Source organism: Planococcus glaciei (assembly GCF_900099655.1).
GTDB classification, from domain to species: domain Bacteria; phylum Bacillota; class Bacilli; order Bacillales_A; family Planococcaceae; genus Planococcus; species Planococcus glaciei.
This window is the reverse complement of record NZ_FNDC01000002.1, coordinates 281,228-297,195: the sequence shown is the minus strand read 5'-3', so window position 1 is coordinate 297,195 and position 15,968 is coordinate 281,228. Positions and strand designations below refer to the sequence as shown.

At 47.5% G+C, this 15,968-nt stretch carries 18 protein-coding genes; 6 read left to right on the top strand and 12 right to left on the bottom strand.

Annotated features, from left to right (window positions below; translation table 11 throughout):
• Positions 1 to 208: 208 nt before the first annotated feature.
• Positions 209 to 1,114 (bottom strand): diacylglycerol/lipid kinase family protein, encoded by a 906-nt coding sequence (locus tag BLQ32_RS04830; protein ID WP_036807476.1) that lies wholly within the window; start codon positions 1,112 to 1,114, stop codon positions 209 to 211.
• 101 nt (positions 1,115 to 1,215) lie between these two features.
• Between BLQ32_RS04830 and BLQ32_RS04825 the strand changes: the two genes are divergently transcribed.
• On the top strand, positions 1,216 to 2,337 hold the full coding sequence (locus tag BLQ32_RS04825; protein ID WP_074509325.1) for an MFS transporter: 1,122 nt from the start codon (positions 1,216 to 1,218) through the stop codon (positions 2,335 to 2,337).
• Between the two features lie 38 nt (positions 2,338 to 2,375).
• Here the strand turns inward: BLQ32_RS04825 and BLQ32_RS04820 are convergent, their stop codons facing one another.
• Together BLQ32_RS04820 and BLQ32_RS04815 are read right to left on the bottom strand one after the other, a co-directional pair.
• On the bottom strand, positions 2,376 to 2,741 hold the full coding sequence (locus BLQ32_RS04820) for a hypothetical protein (protein WP_074509324.1): 366 nt from the start codon (positions 2,739 to 2,741) through the stop codon (positions 2,376 to 2,378).
• Positions 2,742 to 2,814: 73 nt separating this feature from the next.
• On the bottom strand, positions 2,815 to 3,267 hold the full coding sequence (locus tag BLQ32_RS04815) for a GNAT family N-acetyltransferase (protein WP_053166014.1): 453 nt from the start codon (positions 3,265 to 3,267) through the stop codon (positions 2,815 to 2,817).
• Between the two features lie 96 nt (positions 3,268 to 3,363).
• Between BLQ32_RS04815 and BLQ32_RS04810 the strand changes: the two genes are divergently transcribed.
• Positions 3,364 to 3,855 (top strand): GNAT family N-acetyltransferase, encoded by a 492-nt coding sequence (locus BLQ32_RS04810; RefSeq protein ID WP_036807488.1) that lies wholly within the window; start codon positions 3,364 to 3,366, stop codon positions 3,853 to 3,855.
• A 21-nt stretch (positions 3,856 to 3,876) separates the two neighbouring features.
• On the opposite strand, the gene BLQ32_RS04805 is transcribed toward BLQ32_RS04810, so the two are convergent.
• The 6 genes from BLQ32_RS04805 to mntR form a co-directional block, all read right to left on the bottom strand.
• Positions 3,877 to 4,620 carry a DUF4064 domain-containing protein gene (locus tag BLQ32_RS04805; RefSeq protein ID WP_139150504.1) on the bottom strand — a complete coding sequence of 248 codons (744 nt, stop codon included), beginning with the start codon at positions 4,618 to 4,620 and terminating at the stop codon, positions 3,877 to 3,879.
• A 358-nt stretch (positions 4,621 to 4,978) separates the two neighbouring features.
• Entirely contained in the window at positions 4,979 to 5,260 is a 282-nt protein-coding gene (locus tag BLQ32_RS04800) for a GNAT family N-acetyltransferase (protein ID WP_036807491.1), read from the bottom strand.
• A 15-nt stretch (positions 5,261 to 5,275) separates the two neighbouring features.
• Entirely contained in the window at positions 5,276 to 6,247 is a 972-nt protein-coding gene (locus tag BLQ32_RS04795) for a ring-cleaving dioxygenase (RefSeq protein ID WP_074509321.1), read from the bottom strand.
• Between the two features lie 172 nt (positions 6,248 to 6,419).
• Positions 6,420 to 7,307, bottom strand: coding sequence for a DUF1002 domain-containing protein (locus BLQ32_RS04790; RefSeq protein ID WP_036807495.1), 888 nt, complete (start codon positions 7,305 to 7,307; stop codon positions 6,420 to 6,422).
• A gap of 53 nt (positions 7,308 to 7,360) precedes the next feature.
• Positions 7,361 to 8,221 carry a CvfB family protein gene (locus BLQ32_RS04785; RefSeq protein WP_074509320.1) on the bottom strand — a complete coding sequence of 287 codons (861 nt, stop codon included), beginning with the start codon at positions 8,219 to 8,221 and terminating at the stop codon, positions 7,361 to 7,363.
• 17 nt (positions 8,222 to 8,238) lie between these two features.
• The gene (gene mntR / locus BLQ32_RS04780) at positions 8,239 to 8,661 is read right to left on the bottom strand and encodes a transcriptional regulator MntR (protein WP_036807501.1); all 423 of its coding nucleotides are present in this window, start codon (positions 8,659 to 8,661) and stop codon (positions 8,239 to 8,241) included.
• Between the two features lie 162 nt (positions 8,662 to 8,823).
• Here mntR and BLQ32_RS19670 point away from each other — a divergent pair, with 162 nt between their 5' ends.
• Positions 8,824 to 8,979 carry a lmo0937 family membrane protein gene (locus BLQ32_RS19670; RefSeq protein ID WP_115650567.1) on the top strand — a complete coding sequence of 52 codons (156 nt, stop codon included), beginning with the start codon at positions 8,824 to 8,826 and terminating at the stop codon, positions 8,977 to 8,979.
• Positions 8,980 to 9,024: 45 nt separating this feature from the next.
• On the opposite strand, the gene BLQ32_RS04775 is transcribed toward BLQ32_RS19670, so the two are convergent.
• The 3 genes from BLQ32_RS04775 to BLQ32_RS04765 are packed head-to-tail and all read right to left on the bottom strand — an operon-like array spanning position 9,025 to position 12,585.
• Positions 9,025 to 10,143, bottom strand: a complete 1,119-nt coding sequence (locus BLQ32_RS04775) for a GNAT family N-acetyltransferase (protein WP_074509319.1) — start codon at positions 10,141 to 10,143, stop codon at positions 9,025 to 9,027.
• A gap of 23 nt (positions 10,144 to 10,166) precedes the next feature.
• A complete protein-coding gene (locus BLQ32_RS04770) occupies positions 10,167 to 12,236 on the bottom strand; it encodes a heavy metal translocating P-type ATPase (RefSeq protein WP_074509318.1) in 2,070 nt (689 codons plus the stop codon).
• Positions 12,214 to 12,585, bottom strand: coding sequence for an ArsR/SmtB family transcription factor (locus BLQ32_RS04765; protein ID WP_074509317.1), 372 nt, complete (start codon positions 12,583 to 12,585; stop codon positions 12,214 to 12,216). The genes BLQ32_RS04770 and BLQ32_RS04765 overlap by 23 nt, the downstream gene beginning before the upstream one ends.
• A gap of 348 nt (positions 12,586 to 12,933) precedes the next feature.
• On the opposite strand from BLQ32_RS04765, the gene BLQ32_RS04760 reads away from it, so the two are divergent.
• The 3 genes from BLQ32_RS04760 to BLQ32_RS04750 all read left to right on the top strand — a co-directional run bounded on the left by BLQ32_RS04760 (position 12,934) and on the right by BLQ32_RS04750 (position 15,946).
• Positions 12,934 to 14,406 carry a SulP family inorganic anion transporter gene (locus BLQ32_RS04760; RefSeq protein ID WP_074509316.1) on the top strand — a complete coding sequence of 491 codons (1,473 nt, stop codon included), beginning with the start codon at positions 12,934 to 12,936 and terminating at the stop codon, positions 14,404 to 14,406.
• A 13-nt stretch (positions 14,407 to 14,419) separates the two neighbouring features.
• Positions 14,420 to 14,839: a universal stress protein gene (locus tag BLQ32_RS04755; RefSeq protein ID WP_074509315.1), complete on the top strand. Its 420-nt coding sequence runs from the start codon at positions 14,420 to 14,422 to the stop codon at positions 14,837 to 14,839.
• Between the two features lie 120 nt (positions 14,840 to 14,959).
• Positions 14,960 to 15,946 (top strand): DmpA family aminopeptidase, encoded by a 987-nt coding sequence (locus BLQ32_RS04750; RefSeq protein ID WP_244890314.1) that lies wholly within the window; start codon positions 14,960 to 14,962, stop codon positions 15,944 to 15,946.
• Positions 15,947 to 15,968 lie beyond the last annotated feature (22 nt).

Genomic DNA, 15,968 nt, shown 5'->3' with positions numbered 1-15,968 from the left:
GAATTTTTTACCTTGGTCCTTACAAAAAGGAAATAAATTCCCTAAAACTATACTATATATAACGTATTACTGTTAAAAAGGTTTCACAAAAACTATGTAATTGCCATTTTTTATAAAACAAATTTAAAGCCGGCCATCTGAAAATGGCCGGCCATTTTACTTTTTCATTTTATAGTAAACAGTGGAAGCTAAGCGGCGCTTGTGTTTTTTAGGCTTCTAACTCTTTTTTGTCCGGTGGAACTAAGGCACGGATATGGCGGGGCAGTACTTCAATCTCAAATGGAGTAGCACAGCCTTCGTCCCCATCAATATTACAGAACATTGGTTCATTTGTCCCGATTGAAACCTTTGTCGTGTGAATTACTTCCACTGCCGGATCTTTTTCAAGCTTCCCGATCAGCATCGCTCCAGCAATTCGGACAAAAGCGGGCAAAGCCGCATTTTTCACAATGTAGACATGAAGCAACCCATCATCGGTCAATGCTTCAGGAGCCAGCTTTTCAAAACCGCCCACTGAATTGGTCAATGCTACCAATACAAGCTTGGCATCGCCTTCCCAATATCCGTGGTCATGTTCCACGGTGAAATATTCTTCGGCATCTGATGTAATCGCTTTAACGCCCTCGATAAAATAAGCCAAAGCTCCAAGCCGTGTTTTCTGTTCCGGAGATACTTCATAAGTGGACTCTGCAATTTGGCCAAGCGCCAAAATGTTCATAAAATACTGCTTGCCGACTTTGGCGATATCCACCCATTTCTCTGTCCCTTTTTTTAACGCTTCGATGGCTTCAGGCGGATCCAGCGAAATACCGAGTGCCCGTGCAAAGTCATTCACCGTTCCAAGCGGGATGAGGGAAAAGAGCGGCTGATGCGGCTGCTCAGCGAGGCCGGACACCGCTTCATTGATTGTGCCATCCCCTCCCATGGCTACCACAAAGTCATACTGCTGTTCCGCTGCTTCCCGCGCAAAGTGGGTAGCATCGCCTTGCTTTTCGGTGGCTCTTGTATCGACGGTATATCCCATGGATTCCAGCGTAAAGATGACTTGCTCCCGATAATCGGAAGCTTTCTCTTTTCCTGAAGACGGGTTTAAAATGAACATGGCTTTTTTCATGTAGGTACCTCCGGTGCTATAATGTGGTCATACTTCCTTTTACCCTTCTTTAGGGGGATACTAATCCATGAAGATTTTATTTTTGAAAGTGGGGGCCTTTTGTGCGTTTTTTTATATTGATCATCATTTTCTTCACTTTCTTTGACCTCTTTGCTCAATTGCCGATCATGAGCCCATTTGCGGTTTCACTCGGTGCAACGCCTTTCTTGGCAGGCCTGGCAGTAGGGATGTACTCTTTATCGAATATCATCGGGAATATCTTATCCGGCATTTTTTCCGATAAAAAAGGGCCTTATGCTATTTTGGTGACTGGTCTGCTTGCCAGCGGCATTTTGCTGTTTGCCTATGCGTGGGCAGACGGCCCGTATAGCCTTCTGGCAGTTCGATTTGTGCATGGACTGGCAGCAGGATTGACAGTCCCCGCCGCCTTTACCTATATGGCCAACTCGGCCAATAAGCAAAGGCGCGGCAAAAGCACAGCGGTATCCGGCGCGTTCGTCGGGCTTGCGGCCATTATCGGCCCGGCATTCGGAGCCATTTACGCAAGCCGTACGAGCACACCGGAAATGATGGCTTTGACGGGAACGCTTCTATTGGCATTGGGAATCGTCGCTTTTTTCCTTCTAAAAAAACAAAAGGTCTCTGCCAAAACAGCTGCTGCAGAATCCAGGTCTTCTGTTGAATGGAACCGCGGTTTGCTCATTGCTTTTTCAGGAGCTTTTTTCCTGATGTTTTCCCAAGGCGTACTGGCATACATGCTGCCTTTAAAAGTGGAAGGATTGAACTACCCTTCTGAAATGAGCGGCTTGCTGCTGAGCACTTTCGGCATTTCGGCAATCTTGGTATTCCTGCTGCCGATCAATCGGATTTTCGATAAAATCGCCCCGATCCGAACGCTCATTTTCGGATTTTCCGTAATGGGCGCTTCCCTGTTTCTATTGAGCGCCGTTTCTGGCGTTCCTTGGATGTATACCACTATGTGCCTTTACGGAATCGGATTTGCTTTTTTATTTCCTTCCATCAATTCGCTGTTGATCGATTCAACCCAAAGCCATTTCCGCGGAAAAGCCTACGGTTACTTTTATGCGTTTTTTTCATTGGGAGTTGTGGGGGGATCCAGTTTTACAGGTGCCCTCGAGTTAAATCCAAATGAAGGGTTTATGGTGAGTGGAGGATTATTGCTTACTGCCGCGGCGCTGATTTTGCTGATAAAAGAAAAATAATGGGCAGCAAAAAGGATGGTTCGAAAACCATCCTTTTTTTATAGATTATCTGTATTGATCCGTTGTTCTGGTGCAAGCGAATCGGTGTTCTCCGCTTTTTCCCAGCTTGTATCGTTCGAGGACAATTTGGTATTTGAGTCTTTGTCTTGTGCATTTTCGTTGTAGTACTGGGCACCCGGCTTTGTCGCCTCGGTTACTTTTTCATCTTCACGTGAGTCGGTTGTGTTTAATACTGCCTCTGATTTATTAAGTTTGTCCAGGTTTTGCGATTCCATAAATGAATTCACCTTCGTCTTCGCATTGTTAAAAGCGACGGTCGCTTTTTCACGATTTTCCGGTTTCTTGAAATACGAGTAAGCTCCAGCTGCCAATCCTGCAATCAGTAATCCTCTGCCTCTTGCCATCCTATTCACTCCTTTGTATTTTCTACCTTTTTTGTATATACCCGCTTTCCCATAAAATAGACACAAAAAGGGCTTACATTTTATTTTTTGTGAATTTCATGTCGACATGCGGAATGCCATCTTCATCATAGGCATCGGAAATTGGCAGAAAACCAAATGATTCATAGAAATTTTGGAGGTATACCTGGCCTTGAAGTTGAATTTCATTTGCCTGCCACTCTGCCACAATGTAATCCATCGCTTTTGTGATTAATTCCTTCGCTAAACCGCGGCTTCTGGCGGAAGGATGGACAATCACCCGGCCGATTGAGGGCAGTTCATATTTAATCCCTGCCGGAACAAGTCTCGCATACGCCAATGTCTGGCCGTTTTCGGTGTACGCCAAGTGGATGGATTCCTGGTCCAGTCCATCCAGTTCCGGATACGGACAGTTTTGTTCCACGACAAACACATCCACGCGCAACTTTAAAAAATCGTACAACTTACTCGCTGTCAGCTCATCAAAATGATAGGTCTCCCAGTTCAAAGCAGATCTCCTCCTTTTTCTTTCATTATTCCACATCATTGGCTATTCGGGTGATTTTTTGTTATCATTACGTAAAGAATTTTAGAGGTGATCACATTGATTCGCGCAGGCACGATTGAAGATATAGCATCTGTCCAGGAAATAGCTTATGTCAGCTGGCATGATACGTACGAAGGCATTATCCCCTCCCCCGTCCAAAAAAGTTTTTTAGATAAATCCTACTCAACTTCCATGATGGAAATGCGAATAAACAGGACCATTGTGCTTTTGGCCATGCACGAAGATGAACCGATCGGTTTTGCCAATTTCACTAAACTGGATGAGGACGGCGATGCGGAATTGATCGCCATTTATTTGAAGCCTCAATACCAGCGCAATGGATATGGCAAGCAGCTGTTGAACAGCGGCCTTTCCTACCTTATTGAAGGGTCTCAGTTATTTGTCTATGTGGAAAGCGAAAATACAAAAGGCCGGAACTTTTATGAGGCAAACGGCTTTGAGTTTGTTGAGGAATTCGAAGAATTATTTGAAGGACATCCTTTGCGGACCGCCAAATATGTATACGACTTAAAAACACCTGCTTTGTAAAAAGCAGGTGTTTTTTGATGCCTATAAAGGTCTGCGCGGTATGTCATCGCCGTCTTTACGCAGGCGTTCGTCTGCACGGCGCTTTAAATCTTCGCGCTGGACCAGATCTTCTTTTGAAAGCTGTTCTTCTGTCTGGCGTACTTGGCGTTCTCTTTGAAGCTGTTCTTCTTTTTCGCGCAGCTCGTTCTCTTTTTCACGAAGGCGCTGTTCTTCACGGTGAAGCGCCTGGTTGTCATCACGCAGCCGCTCGTTTTCGTGGCGCGTTGCACTGTTTCTGTCGTCGTCCCGAAGCCCTCTGTTATCATCGCGGATGTCTCTGCCGTTGTTGCGCGGTTTGCGGACAAAGCACATAATTGCGGCAATATAGAACAAAATTGAAGTCAGAGACAAAATCCCAGCAAACAGTCCGGCGATGATGAAGAAAATGCCGGCCAACTTCGGATTGCGGTTTCTTCCAAGGCGGGCAACTGCCAGCAATGCAAAGATTGTACTGATCGCCAGAAGTGCAACAATGACCCAGCCTACCACTCCAAAGCTTGCCATTACTCCGTCAACAATCATCTCAACTTGTTCTGGGCTGGAAGACATGGTCGGATCATTCATCATCTCATCTTCCAGGTATTGGCGGAATTCTGCACTATTCTGTACGCTGCCAAAGCTCAAAATGGAAAAGATAAGTAGTGCAATCGTTAAAAGGTTAAAAATAATTCCAATAATGCCCAGCGCTTTTTCTGCGCCTCTGCTTACATCGCGTTGACTGTCCATCCAAATCACCTCTTTCAAAAATTTCTCCTCCTGAAATGCCTTGTTTGCAAAGGAGATTTTGTTTTCATCTATTCAATTCCCTTAAAAAGATGAACAAAACCTGTTTAATACCATGAGCAGCGGGTAATTTATTAATATCAAACATTTGAAAGGGGTTCTACAAAATGGAAAATAAGTTAATATTTAACCAAGCAGACTTTTTGTATGGCGTTGGCGGAGCTTCAATTTTAACAGCAATTGTGTTCTTTATGACAGCCCTATGATGCGGAGGAAAAAAATGAACAGTTACATACTCTCAACATAGAAAAGCAATCCACTATCAGAAAATAGAGGATTGCTTTTTTTGTTGCTTTTATTTTTATACTTTTACATCGTCGTATTCTTTGTAGCGATCGAAAGCCACAACTGCGTAGGAACAGACCGGCTCCATTTTGTATTGGTTTTCCCGCGCATAATCAGCAGCTTTATCCAATAATTTCTTGGCAATCCCCTGATTTCTCATCGATTCATCCACAAAAGTGTGTTCAATAATCATCACGTTCGCCATTTGCGTCCATGTAATTTCCGCTTTTAAGGTTCCGCCTTCTTCCAGACGGTAAGCAAACTCATCCTGCCCAAGTTCAATTAAATCAAAATTCATATCCGTTCCTCCTCCTCATTGCTTGTTAATGGAAAGCGGCCGCAGCGACGCCTCAATTTGCTCGCGTTTCGGTTCTAAAAAAGGCGGCAAAGCCAATTTTTCGCCTAGGCTGTCCATTGGTTCATCTGTTGCAAAGCCCGGCTCATCAGTAGACAGTTCGAACAAAATGCCATTCGGTTCGCGGAAATAGATGGCTTTAAAGTAGTAACGGTCCACTTCTCCGGACGTCATAAAGCCGTTCGAACGCAAGTATTCGTTCCATTTGCTGTACTCTTCGTAAGTTTTAACGCGGAAAGCGACGTGGTGGACGCTGCCTCTTCCCGGACGTTCCGGCGGCAGGTCTGTGCGCTCCTCTAAATGTACTTCGCCAGCAGGACCGCCTTTTCCTGTCGAAAACACCAAAATATCTGGCATGCCTTCAATTTTTGATGGATAGGAACCGATTTGTTCAAATCCCATGATGTCTGTCAACACTCTGGCCGTCTTGTCATTTTTGCGTACAGTCAGTCTCACATGCCCCAGCCCAACAATTGCAAACTCTTCCGGTACGCCTGCTTTTGTCCAGGGAATGCCAGGTTCAATGCCTGAGCCGTCGTCTACTACAAGCATCAGCCGTGAGCCTTCAAAGTCCTGGAAAGTTAAAGCCAGACGACCAAAGATTTCCTCGGGCTCGCCATGCGGAACTCCGAATTCTTCAAAGCGCTCGATCCAATACGGTATCGCTTCTTTGCTTTGTACTCGAAATGCGGTATTGCTGATGCTGGAAACTCCCGGGTATGTCCGGCCAGCCATTGGAATATCGAAATACGTCATATCTGTCCCCGGTGTGCCAACTGCATCTGCATAAAATAAGTGATACGACGAAGTCGAATCCTGATTGACACTTTTCTTTACAAGCCGCATGCCTAAAATCCGGGTGAAAAAATCATGGTTTTTGTCTGCGTTGGCGGTAATCGCCGAGACGTGGTGGATGCCTTCTAGTTTCATTTTGGTGCCTCCCTTTAAATTATCTTGAATTCGAGATATTAACCTTATCATAGCATGTTCTTTTTTGGTGCGCAAGAAACTGAAACCGAAAGAATAAGAGGAATTCCCTTCCTTATGTATTGGCATAAAAAAACAGGTGAACCCACATTCCTGGGTTCACCTGTTTTTGCCATCAGCTCACTAAGCCGCGGATTCCGTCGATCAGTTTGTTGAAAAAGTTTTTAACGCTTTGCCAAAAACCTTCGTCGTTAACGACTGTGCCGATTTTGTCTTCGATTGTTTTGCTTAAGTCTTCAAGCTGTGTCGACCATTTTGAAAAATCAATATCAAGCTTGCGGATGCGGTCCATTAAGTCGATCAATAATTGACGGTCTTCCGGGCTCAATTCAATTTGCAGTTTGGTCAATTGTTCTTCCACAATTTTTTGGACTTCTTCTTTGGTTGCCGGATCTTGTTCAGCGATCTGTTTTTTGATTTCCGTTAACAATTCGCTTACTTTCGCATCTTCTACACCGCTGTCCGCAATTTCAGTGGCAACTGCCAATTCGTCATTGGCTACATCCGTGCGTTCTGGATCCAGCTGTTCTCCGTTCACTTCATAAGCTTTGTAAATGCCGACCAGCGCCGAATGGCCCGTTACCGGTTTCGGTGCTGCCACTTCCACTGTCGCGTCTTCGATTCCCGCTGTCAGCATGGCATTGGCGTACATTTCGTTTGTTACTTGCGTAATATTGTCAGGCGTCACAATTTCAATGACCAGCCCTGCCCCTGCATCTTTGCGGGTGATTTTTGCAGAAGAATACATGCGGGCTCTTGAATCGCCGTCTTTAATATAAGTAATCAAGTCCTGGCCCGTCACTTCGATTTCTTCGACTTCAGCTTCTCCGGCTACATCCAGCTCTTTCGCGACGCTTTCTTTTTCAGCATCGGATAAGTTGCCTCCATAAACCACGATTGGCAAGCCAAATTTCTCATTTATCCCTACATTTGCTGAACCGGCTTGCGGCAGCATAAATGCCAATGCGAAAGTTAAAGTAATTCCTGTAATCAATTTTTTCATAATTTATTGCTCCCTTCCTCAAATTAGTACGCTTTTAATTTGAAAAGGTTGCATTAACCGATCAGTTTTGTCCAGCCTTCTTCTTGGACGATGCGGCGTTCTTTGTACAAACGGCCAAGCGCACGTTTAAATGCCGCTTTGCTCATGCCGAAAATCTCCTGGATTTCGTCCGGTGTGGATTTGTCCGTAAACGGCATTTGGCCGCCTGATTCATTCAAATAGCTTAAAATCATTTCGGCGTCGTCTGATAAGCGCTCCTGTTTCCGCGGCAACAAAGACCCATTTAATGTGCGGTCTTCTTTCACGCCGATAATGCGGACCGTTTTTTCTTCCCCAAGGCGCGGTTCTTCTATACGTTCTGTTTCGTGTACGAAAATCCGGTACATTTCCGGAACTGACAGCATAAACGAGCCGACCGGCAGCAATCGGTAAGCACGTGCTTTCAAGTCTTTGTTGAACACTTCTTCCGGTGCAGGCATGCTGAGTTCCTGTACTTTTTCTTCAGTTGCCAAACGCCCGTATAAATCGCCGTAGCGGTCTGTGCGCAGCGTCATGAAAATATGGTCACCCTGTTTCGGCCACAATTCTTCAAATTGCGGAAGATCCGCTGGAAGGACGTATACTTCTCTTGTGGTGCCGATATCAACGACCAAGCCTTCTCGCGACGATACTTTCAGCACTTTCGCCCAGCCGTATACACTTGGTAAAATATGTGGAATCATCGGAGTTGCCGATATTCCGCCTTGGCGGTTGCGGTATAAAAAGACTTCTATAACTTCACCGACTTCTTGTCCTTCTTCCAATTCAGATGCGTTCATCAATACTTCGTCACCTGAACCGTCCGATAAAACCCATTGTGAACTTGACCGGTCTAAAATGCGTAATGTTGTTTTTACTCCTGGGTGCAATGCCATCATGCAGCCTCCTTCAATTAACTCTCTTTTTGTTCGTTCTTTAATTTTTCCAGTTTCATTAGTAAATCCGGGTTTTCTTCCAGCATTTGAACCAAATCCGCGATGCGGTTAATGGAATTCCAGCTTAAATGATGCTCGATGCCTTCCACGTCTTTGTAGATGAGGTCTTCATCAACGCCAATCAATCGAAGAAACTGCTCCAGTAAATCATGCCGTTTCAACAAACGCTTCCCCAGCTTTTGCCCACGCGGTGTCAGGACAAGCCCCCGGTAACGCTCGTAAATCAAATACCCGTCTTTATCCAGTTTTTGCACCATCTTCGTAACTGAAGAAGGGAGCACGGATAAAGCTTCCGCAATATCTGATACACGTGCATATCCTTTTTGCTCAATTAATGAATAAATGATTTCAATATGGTCTTCCATACTTGGAGTAGGCAAAGTCGGTTCCTCCCTAACGTAACTCTTTTAAGTTTACTATACCCCAACCTCTGAAACAACTTGCCTTCAAGCCCCTCAAGACAATTCCAATATTCTGGATGTTTGACGAAAATTAAATAGGGGTACTTATTACTATCTGAACGGAAAGGATAGGTGAGGAACATGGGACGTATACTTTGGATTATTTTAGCAGTCATTATTGTTATTTGGTTAGTTGGATTTTTAATGGACGTCGCCGGCGGATTGATTCACATCCTTCTGATCATCGCGGCTATCATCTTAGTTATTAACTTAATTTCTGGCAGAAAAGGCGTATAGCCAATGACCAATAAATAAGCCGGGGACACTTTGTCCCCGGCCTTTTTATTGTCTTATTTTTGCATAGACACAGGTGTCGCGCAATTTGTTGTCAATTCGTGAAATCGAATCATTGCGCAGAATGCCTTCCAGTTCAAAATTCAGGCGTTCAGCAACTGCACGGCTCCGCACATTCTCCGGATCACACCGGATTTCCACACGGTTCGCCCCCAGCTCTTCAAAAGCAAAGCGGCTAATGCGTTCTACCGCCTCTGTCACATACCCTTTCCCTTCGAAACGATGGTCCACCCAATACCCAATTTCAAACTTCCGCACTTCCCAATCGATGCGATGCAAACCGGAAGATCCGATGAACTCCCCCGTTTCTTTTGAAAAGAAATGCAGCCGTAAATCTTTGCGCAGCTTGAAATCCGCTTCCGATTCCACCAAATTGGATTCAATTTCCGCAAGCACCGGTTTTTTTTGGGCAAACGGCATCCACGGACGCAGTGACTCCATTGAACGCAGGATCGCTTCGTAAATGTGGCCGGCATCTTCTCTTCTCGGGGAGCGGATCAATAAGCGTTTGGAGTCGAATTCATCCGGAAAATCAAAAAGCACCGGGTTGAAATTCGACTTTTTCTCATTTAGGAATTCATCGTCCCAATGGACAGGCGTAATTACGCCCGCTTCCCAGTCTTCCCGTGTCATGCCGTAAGTCACCGCATCGTAATAGCGGTTTTCCCTTGGCGAAAACCACGTCTGGCGGATATGGGCTTCTTTGACGAATCCTGTGCGCTCAAATGCTTTGCGCATCGCAAAATTGTCGTGGCGTGTATTGCCTTCCAGCCGGATTTTCTTCTCTGGCAGCGAAAAGACGAAGTCCGCAATCATTTTCAATGCTTTTGGCCCGTATCCTTTGCCTCGGTACGGATCGGCAATCCGCAAATCGAAAAGCGGAATATCGTCCTGCAGATCAAAAATCTTCACGACTCCTACTTGTTCACCTTCATCATTTTCAATCCAAAACGTTCGGACTTGATCCGATTTATAGCCGCCTTCTTCGATCGTCTTTTCAATCAAAGCACGGACCGGATGTTCCTGGCCATGGAATGGCCAGGAATTGTTTGTCATAAATTCAATGAGCTGTTCCTGTTCTTCCATCGTCCACTCTGTCAACTTCAATCCCATATCCCCCAAGCTATTGCTTACTTTTGTATTTTCACAAGCCGCAAGGCATTCATGATGACCAACAGCGTAGCGCCCATGTCTGCGAATATGGCAATCCACAGCGTCAACCAGCCTGGAATAATCAAAAGCAACGCGATAATTTTTAAGCCTAACGCGAAAACAATGTTTTCCTTTATTATACGCAAAGTTTTTCGGCTGAGTCGAATTGTATAAGGAAGTTTTTCCAAATCATCGGCCATTAAGGCGATATCGGCTGTTTCAAGCGCTGCATCGGTTCCCGCTCCGCCCATGGCAATACCGATGGAGGAAGCTGCAAGCGCCGGCGCATCGTTGACGCCGTCCCCAACCATCGCGACACGGCCATACTCTTTTTGAAGGTCTTTGATGGCAGTCAGTTTGTCTTCCGGCATGAGCCCGGCGCGCACATCTTTCACGCCGATTTGCGACGCAATGGCACGGGCCGTCACGGGATGGTCTCCGGTCAGCATAACGGTTTCTTCGATGCCCATCGCTTTCAGCTTGCGAATGATTTCCGGGCTTTCGGTCCGGATGGCATCCGCCACGGCAACCGCTCCGATCAATTCCATTTCTGAAAAGACGGACATGACCGATTTGCCGCTTTCCTGCAATTTGCGATAAGCTTCCGGAACCGAAAAGCCAAACTCTTCCGCCCAGCTCAGGCTTCCTACATGGATGCGCAGGCCGTTAATGGCGGCATGAGCTCCCTTGCCGGTTACCGAACTGAAATCGGCATATGGGTAAACCGACTTTGCTTCAAGCGTAATGGCACGGGCTAAGGGATGCTGCGACATTACTTCGACTGAAGCAGCGATTTTCAGCACTTCTTCGTTTGTGTAGCCGGATTCTGCATAGACGTCCGTCACTTCTGGATAGCCTTTTGTCAGCGTTCCGGTTTTATCAAAAGCGATGGCGTTGATGCGCCCCGTTTCTTCCAAGTGGATGCCGCCTTTAATCAAAACGCCTTGGCGCGCCGCATTGCCGATGGCGGTAACAATGGCCACCGGTGTTGATACGACCAATGCGCACGGACAACCCACGACTAGCACTGCAAGGCCTTGATAAACCCACAGTTCCCAGTTGCCGGTTACAAAACCGGGCACTAAGGCTACCAGGAAGGCTATGGCAATGATGGCCGGGGTGTAATATTTCGCGAACCGGTCGACAAACTTTTGCGACGGTGCCTTCTCAGCCTGAGCTTCTTCAACGAGGTGAATAATTTTTGCGATTGTGGTGTCTTCCACCCGTTTGGTAACGGTGACTTCAAGTGCGCCTTCTTCGTTGAGCGTTCCGGCAAATACTTCGTCGCCCGCTTCTTTTGAGGCCGGAATCGACTCGCCGGTAATCGCCGCCTGATTAACAGAACTTGCCCCTCTCAAAACCGTACCGTCCATAGCGATTTTCTGACCCGGTTTTACGATCAGGATATCCCCAATGCGGATTTCTTCTGTATCCAGCTCCATCAATTCCCCTTGGCGCTGAATCAGCGCGCGTGCCGGCGCCAAATCCATCAAGCCGCGGATGGACTGGCGGGCTTTGTTCATCGAAAAAGATTCCAGCGCTTCACTGACAGCAAACAAGAACACGACGACAGCGCCTTCCCGCCACTCCCCGATGATAACTGCGCCGATAATCGCGATGGTCATCAAAGTTTTCATATCAAATTGCAGCTTCGTTAAGTTTTGTAGCCCTGTCCAGAACATTCCGTAGCCGCCGACCAAAATCGAACCGCCGAACAAGGCAATCGCCAACGGATCGTTTTCTGCGGTCTGAAAAGACACAAGTACCCCTGCGATCAGCAACAGAAGCGAAATCATCGTTTCGATCGATTGGCGCCGTTTATAAAACGGCACATATTCCACTTTTTCCTTTTCTGGAAACACGCGGATATGGTCAAACGCACCGGCTTTTTCCAATTCAGCAATGGATACATTGCCATCGATTGTCAGTTTGGATGCGCCAAAATTCAAATTCACATGGTTGATGTCCGGCAGTTCCCGCACATTCTTTTCGAATTTGGCCGCACAGCTCGTGCACGACAAATTTTCAAGACGGTATGTCTTTTGCATCCCGTTCACCCTCTTTCGCATGTTCATGGGCAATGGTCACCAGCTGGTAGACATGGCTGTCGGACAGCGAATAATAAACTTGCTTGCCTTTGCGCACCGATTTAGCGAGCCCCCGCTCTTTCAAATAACGCAGATGATGGGAAGCCGTCGCCGTGGAAGAACCAATAACCGCTGCAATGTCGCATACGCACATTTCTTCTTCAATCGTCAACGCATACGCGATGTTCAAGCGGGTTTCGTCCGCAAGCGCTTTAAACAAACTTGCCACTTCCATTAAATCCGCCATATGGTGTTGAACATTCTCCACCACATCCGGATGTACTTTTGTCACTTCACAAAGTTCTCTCATAACCGTCCCCACTTTCATTCAAACAGGCATTTGATTGTTAGCTTCAGTATAAATGTTCAGATAATTATAGTCAAACGCAGATTTGAATGTTCACCGTATTTACACCGTTCTTATTAAATGCTAAAGTTTTAGCTATTGTTAACGCCGCGGGACTTCTCTGAGAGTGGGAAGTCAAAAGAAAAGCGCAGGCGGCCATGTAGCCCCGACAAGCGCTGGAGGTCTTGAGGAAATGGTGCTCTCTGCCATTTCCCGAAAGACCGAAGCGACCTCGAGGGGCTGGCCGCCGGAGCTGGACAAGAAGAAAAGCGAAAGTCTGACACTAAAAAAAACAGAAGGAAGTGGAATTTTTTGAACACCTTGTCATACAAAGAGCAGTGGTTCGGCAATATCCGCGGGGATATACTCTCCGGCATTGTCGTGGCACTGGCATTAATACCGGAAGCGATTGCGTTTTCCATTATCGCGGGAGTCGATCCGATGGTCGGCTTATACGCTTCCTTTTCCATCGCGGTCATTATTGCTTTTGTCGGAGGGCGTCCTGCCATGATTTCAGCGGCAACCGGCGCTATGGCACTTGCCATGGTGACGCTTGTCCGTGATCACGGGCTCGATTACCTTCTGGCAGCTACAATCTTGACGGGCGTTTTGCAAGTCCTCTTCGGCGTCTTGAAAATCGCCCGTTTTATGAAATTCATTCCAAATGCGGTCATGATCGGCTTTGTCAATTCGCTGGCCATCCTGATTTTCATAGCGCAGGTCCCGTTCATTTTCGGCGTAAACGCCATGACCTATGTATTTGTTGGGGTGACGCTTGCCATTGTTTACATTCTCCCACGGTTCTTTACGGCCATTCCGGCGCCGCTGATTGCCATTTTGGTGTTATCCGGCGTGGTCATGTATACCGGCATCGACATGCAGAATGTCGGGAGCCTCGGCACGATTTCCCAAACCTTGCCCAGCTTTTTCATCCCGGATGTGCCGTTCAATTTCGAGACTTTGCAAATCATTTTCCCAACGGCTCTCGCCTTGTCGATCATCGGTTTGCTGGAGTCGCTGTTAACGGCTTCCATTTTGGACGACGCCACTCAAACGGATTCCGATAAAAATCAGGAAGCCCGCGGCCAAGGCATCGCCAATTTTGTTACTGGATTTTTCGGCGGCATGGCGGGCTGTGCGATGATCGGCCAGTCCGGCATCAATGTCCGTTCCGGCGGACGCGGACGTTTGTCGACTTTTGTGGCGGGTGCGGTGCTGATGTTTTTGATCATCGTCCTCGGCGAATGGGTCGTCCAGATTCCGATGCCTGTTCTCGCCGGCATCATGGTGATGGTCTGCATCGGCACATTCGATTGGGGTTCGTTCAAGTATTTGGTGGCCGCTCCGAAATCCGATGCCATCGTTATGCTTTTGACCGTCGTTGTCGTCGTCTATACCCATGATTTATCAAAAGGCGTATTTGCCGGCGTGATTTTAAGCGCTGTCCTGTTTGCCGCTAAAATTTCCAAAGTGGAAGTCCGCAAAAAAGGAATGGATGCGGGCGCGTCGAATATTTATACCATACACGGCCAATTATTCTTTGCATCCACACAGGATTTTGTTTCTGCTTTCGACCGCGTCGAACCGGCGGACCACATTGTCCTTGATTTCTCGGATGCCAACGTTTGGGATGAGTCAGGCGTCGGCGCCATCGACCGCGTAATGGGCCGGCTGCAGGCAAAAGCGCACACCGTCGAAATTACCGGCCTCAACGCATCGAGCCGAAAACTCGTCAATACACTTGCCACATATAGAAGCAACGGCGGAAATTCAAGCCAACATTAAGGGGGAACCTAGAATGTATCAAAAGATTCTAGTTGCAGCGGACGGATCGGACCACTCAAAACGCGCAGCACAGGAAGCCGTAAAAATGGCCAGGGCAAACCCGGATGCTGTCGTGACGCTGCTGTACGTCATTGATTACGAAAAAGGACGCACGGAAGTCCTCCACGGGCAAAGCAGCGAAGAAGTCCATTTGGAACGCCGCAAGCATTTAGTGCCGCTTGAAGAAATTTTCCGTTCCGCCGGAGTGGCTTTTGAAACCAAAACCTTGCACGGGATACCGGGGCCAACGATTGTAAAGCACGCCAACGAAGCCGGCTACGACGTTGTTTTTATTGGCAGCCGCGGGTTGAACTCACTGCAGGAAATGGTGCTCGGCAGCGTCAGCCATAAGGTGGCTAAACGCGTTCAGGCACCCGTGATCATCGTGAAATAAGAAAAGCGGAAGCGCTCGTTTAGCGCTGGATTTAAGAAAATTAGAAAGAGCGGTTCCCGAAAGCATTTTTGGGAACCGCTCTTTTTGGTATAATCAAACAAAAAGAAAATGGTGAGGCCAGTGGAACAAGGGAAATTGAATTCAATCGCAGATGTCGAAGGCGTGGCTGTCGGCCATGTCACGCTGGAAGAAGACCTATCGGAAACAGAAGCCGTCCGTACCGGCGTTACCGCCATCTTGCCGCATGCAGGCAACTGGTTTGAAGAAAAAGTGCCAGCGGCGAGTTTTGTCTTAAACGGCTTCGGCAAGACGGTTGGCCTCGTCCAAATCGATGAGCTCGGCCTTTTGGAATCACCGATCATGCTGACGAATACATTCAGTGTAGCCGCTGTATTGCAAGGGACAATGAACTGGATGCTGCGGGAAAATCCGGCAATCGGCGACTCCACCAGTTCACTTAATTTAGTCGTCGGCGAATGCAACGACAGCTATTTGAATTCAATGCGCCGCATGGCTGTCACGCCTCTTCATGCCGAAGAGGCCATTGGCAGCGCGCGCACAGACTTTGCGCAAGGCGCAGTCGGCGCGGGAAAAGGCATGATTTGCTACGGCGTTAAAGGCGGCATCGGTTCGGCGTCCCGCCTCGCCCGATCCGGAGAAGACTATTTTACAGTCGGCGTCCTGGCATTGACCAATTTCGGCCGCAAAGAAGACATCATTCTTACCAACTGGCTAGCCGATGAACCGGCTCCCGATAAGCCGGATGGTTCAGTCATTATCGTCGTTGCCACCGATGCACCGCTCGACAGCCGGCAGTTGAAGCGTCTGGCTAAACGTGCGGCTATTGGCCTTGGGCGGACCGGCACCTCCATCAGCAACGGCAGCGGCGACATTATCATCGCTTTCTCCAATGCCCGCCGCACTCCCCATCAAGCCAATGAGGCATTTGAAGCAACCAGAATCTTGAGGGATGACCATCCGCTGATGAATGAATTGTTCCAGGCAAGCGTGGAAGCGACGGAAGAAGCGATTTACCAGTCGCTGTTCCATGCAGAAACAACCACGGGGCGGTTGGGGCGAGTGGTCGAAAAAGGCATATTTAATTAAAAAGGAGTTGGCACCCGTTTGG

Excerpts from the sequence above, each read along its gene's own strand:
- BLQ32_RS04805 (WP_139150504.1), bottom strand. The coding sequence starts at position 4,620 with ATGGACAGTCAACGCGATGTAAGCAGAGGCGCAGAAAAAGCGCTGGGC.
- BLQ32_RS04765 (WP_074509317.1), bottom strand. The coding sequence starts at position 12,585 with ATGAGAGAACTTTGTGAAGTGACAAAAGTACATCCGGATGTGGTGGAG.
- BLQ32_RS19670 (WP_115650567.1), top strand. The coding sequence starts at position 8,824 with ATGGGACGTATACTTTGGATTATTTTAGCAGTCATTATTGTTATTTGG.
- BLQ32_RS04785 (WP_074509320.1), bottom strand. The coding sequence starts at position 8,221 with ATGGCATTGCACCCAGGAGTAAAAACAACATTACGCATTTTAGACCGG.
- BLQ32_RS04820 (WP_074509324.1), bottom strand. The coding sequence starts at position 2,741 with ATGGCAAGAGGCAGAGGATTACTGATTGCAGGATTGGCAGCTGGAGCT.
- BLQ32_RS04790 (WP_036807495.1), bottom strand. The coding sequence starts at position 7,307 with ATGAAAAAATTGATTACAGGAATTACTTTAACTTTCGCATTGGCATTT.
- BLQ32_RS04795 (WP_074509321.1), bottom strand. The coding sequence starts at position 6,247 with ATGAAACTAGAAGGCATCCACCACGTCTCGGCGATTACCGCCAACGCA.
- BLQ32_RS04830 (WP_036807476.1), bottom strand. The coding sequence starts at position 1,114 with ATGAAAAAAGCCATGTTCATTTTAAACCCGTCTTCAGGAAAAGAGAAA.
- BLQ32_RS04755 (WP_074509315.1), top strand. The coding sequence starts at position 14,420 with ATGTATCAAAAGATTCTAGTTGCAGCGGACGGATCGGACCACTCAAAA.
- BLQ32_RS04800 (WP_036807491.1), bottom strand. The coding sequence starts at position 5,260 with ATGAATTTTGATTTAATTGAACTTGGGCAGGATGAGTTTGCTTACCGT.
- BLQ32_RS04770 (WP_074509318.1), bottom strand. The coding sequence starts at position 12,236 with ATGCAAAAGACATACCGTCTTGAAAATTTGTCGTGCACGAGCTGTGCG.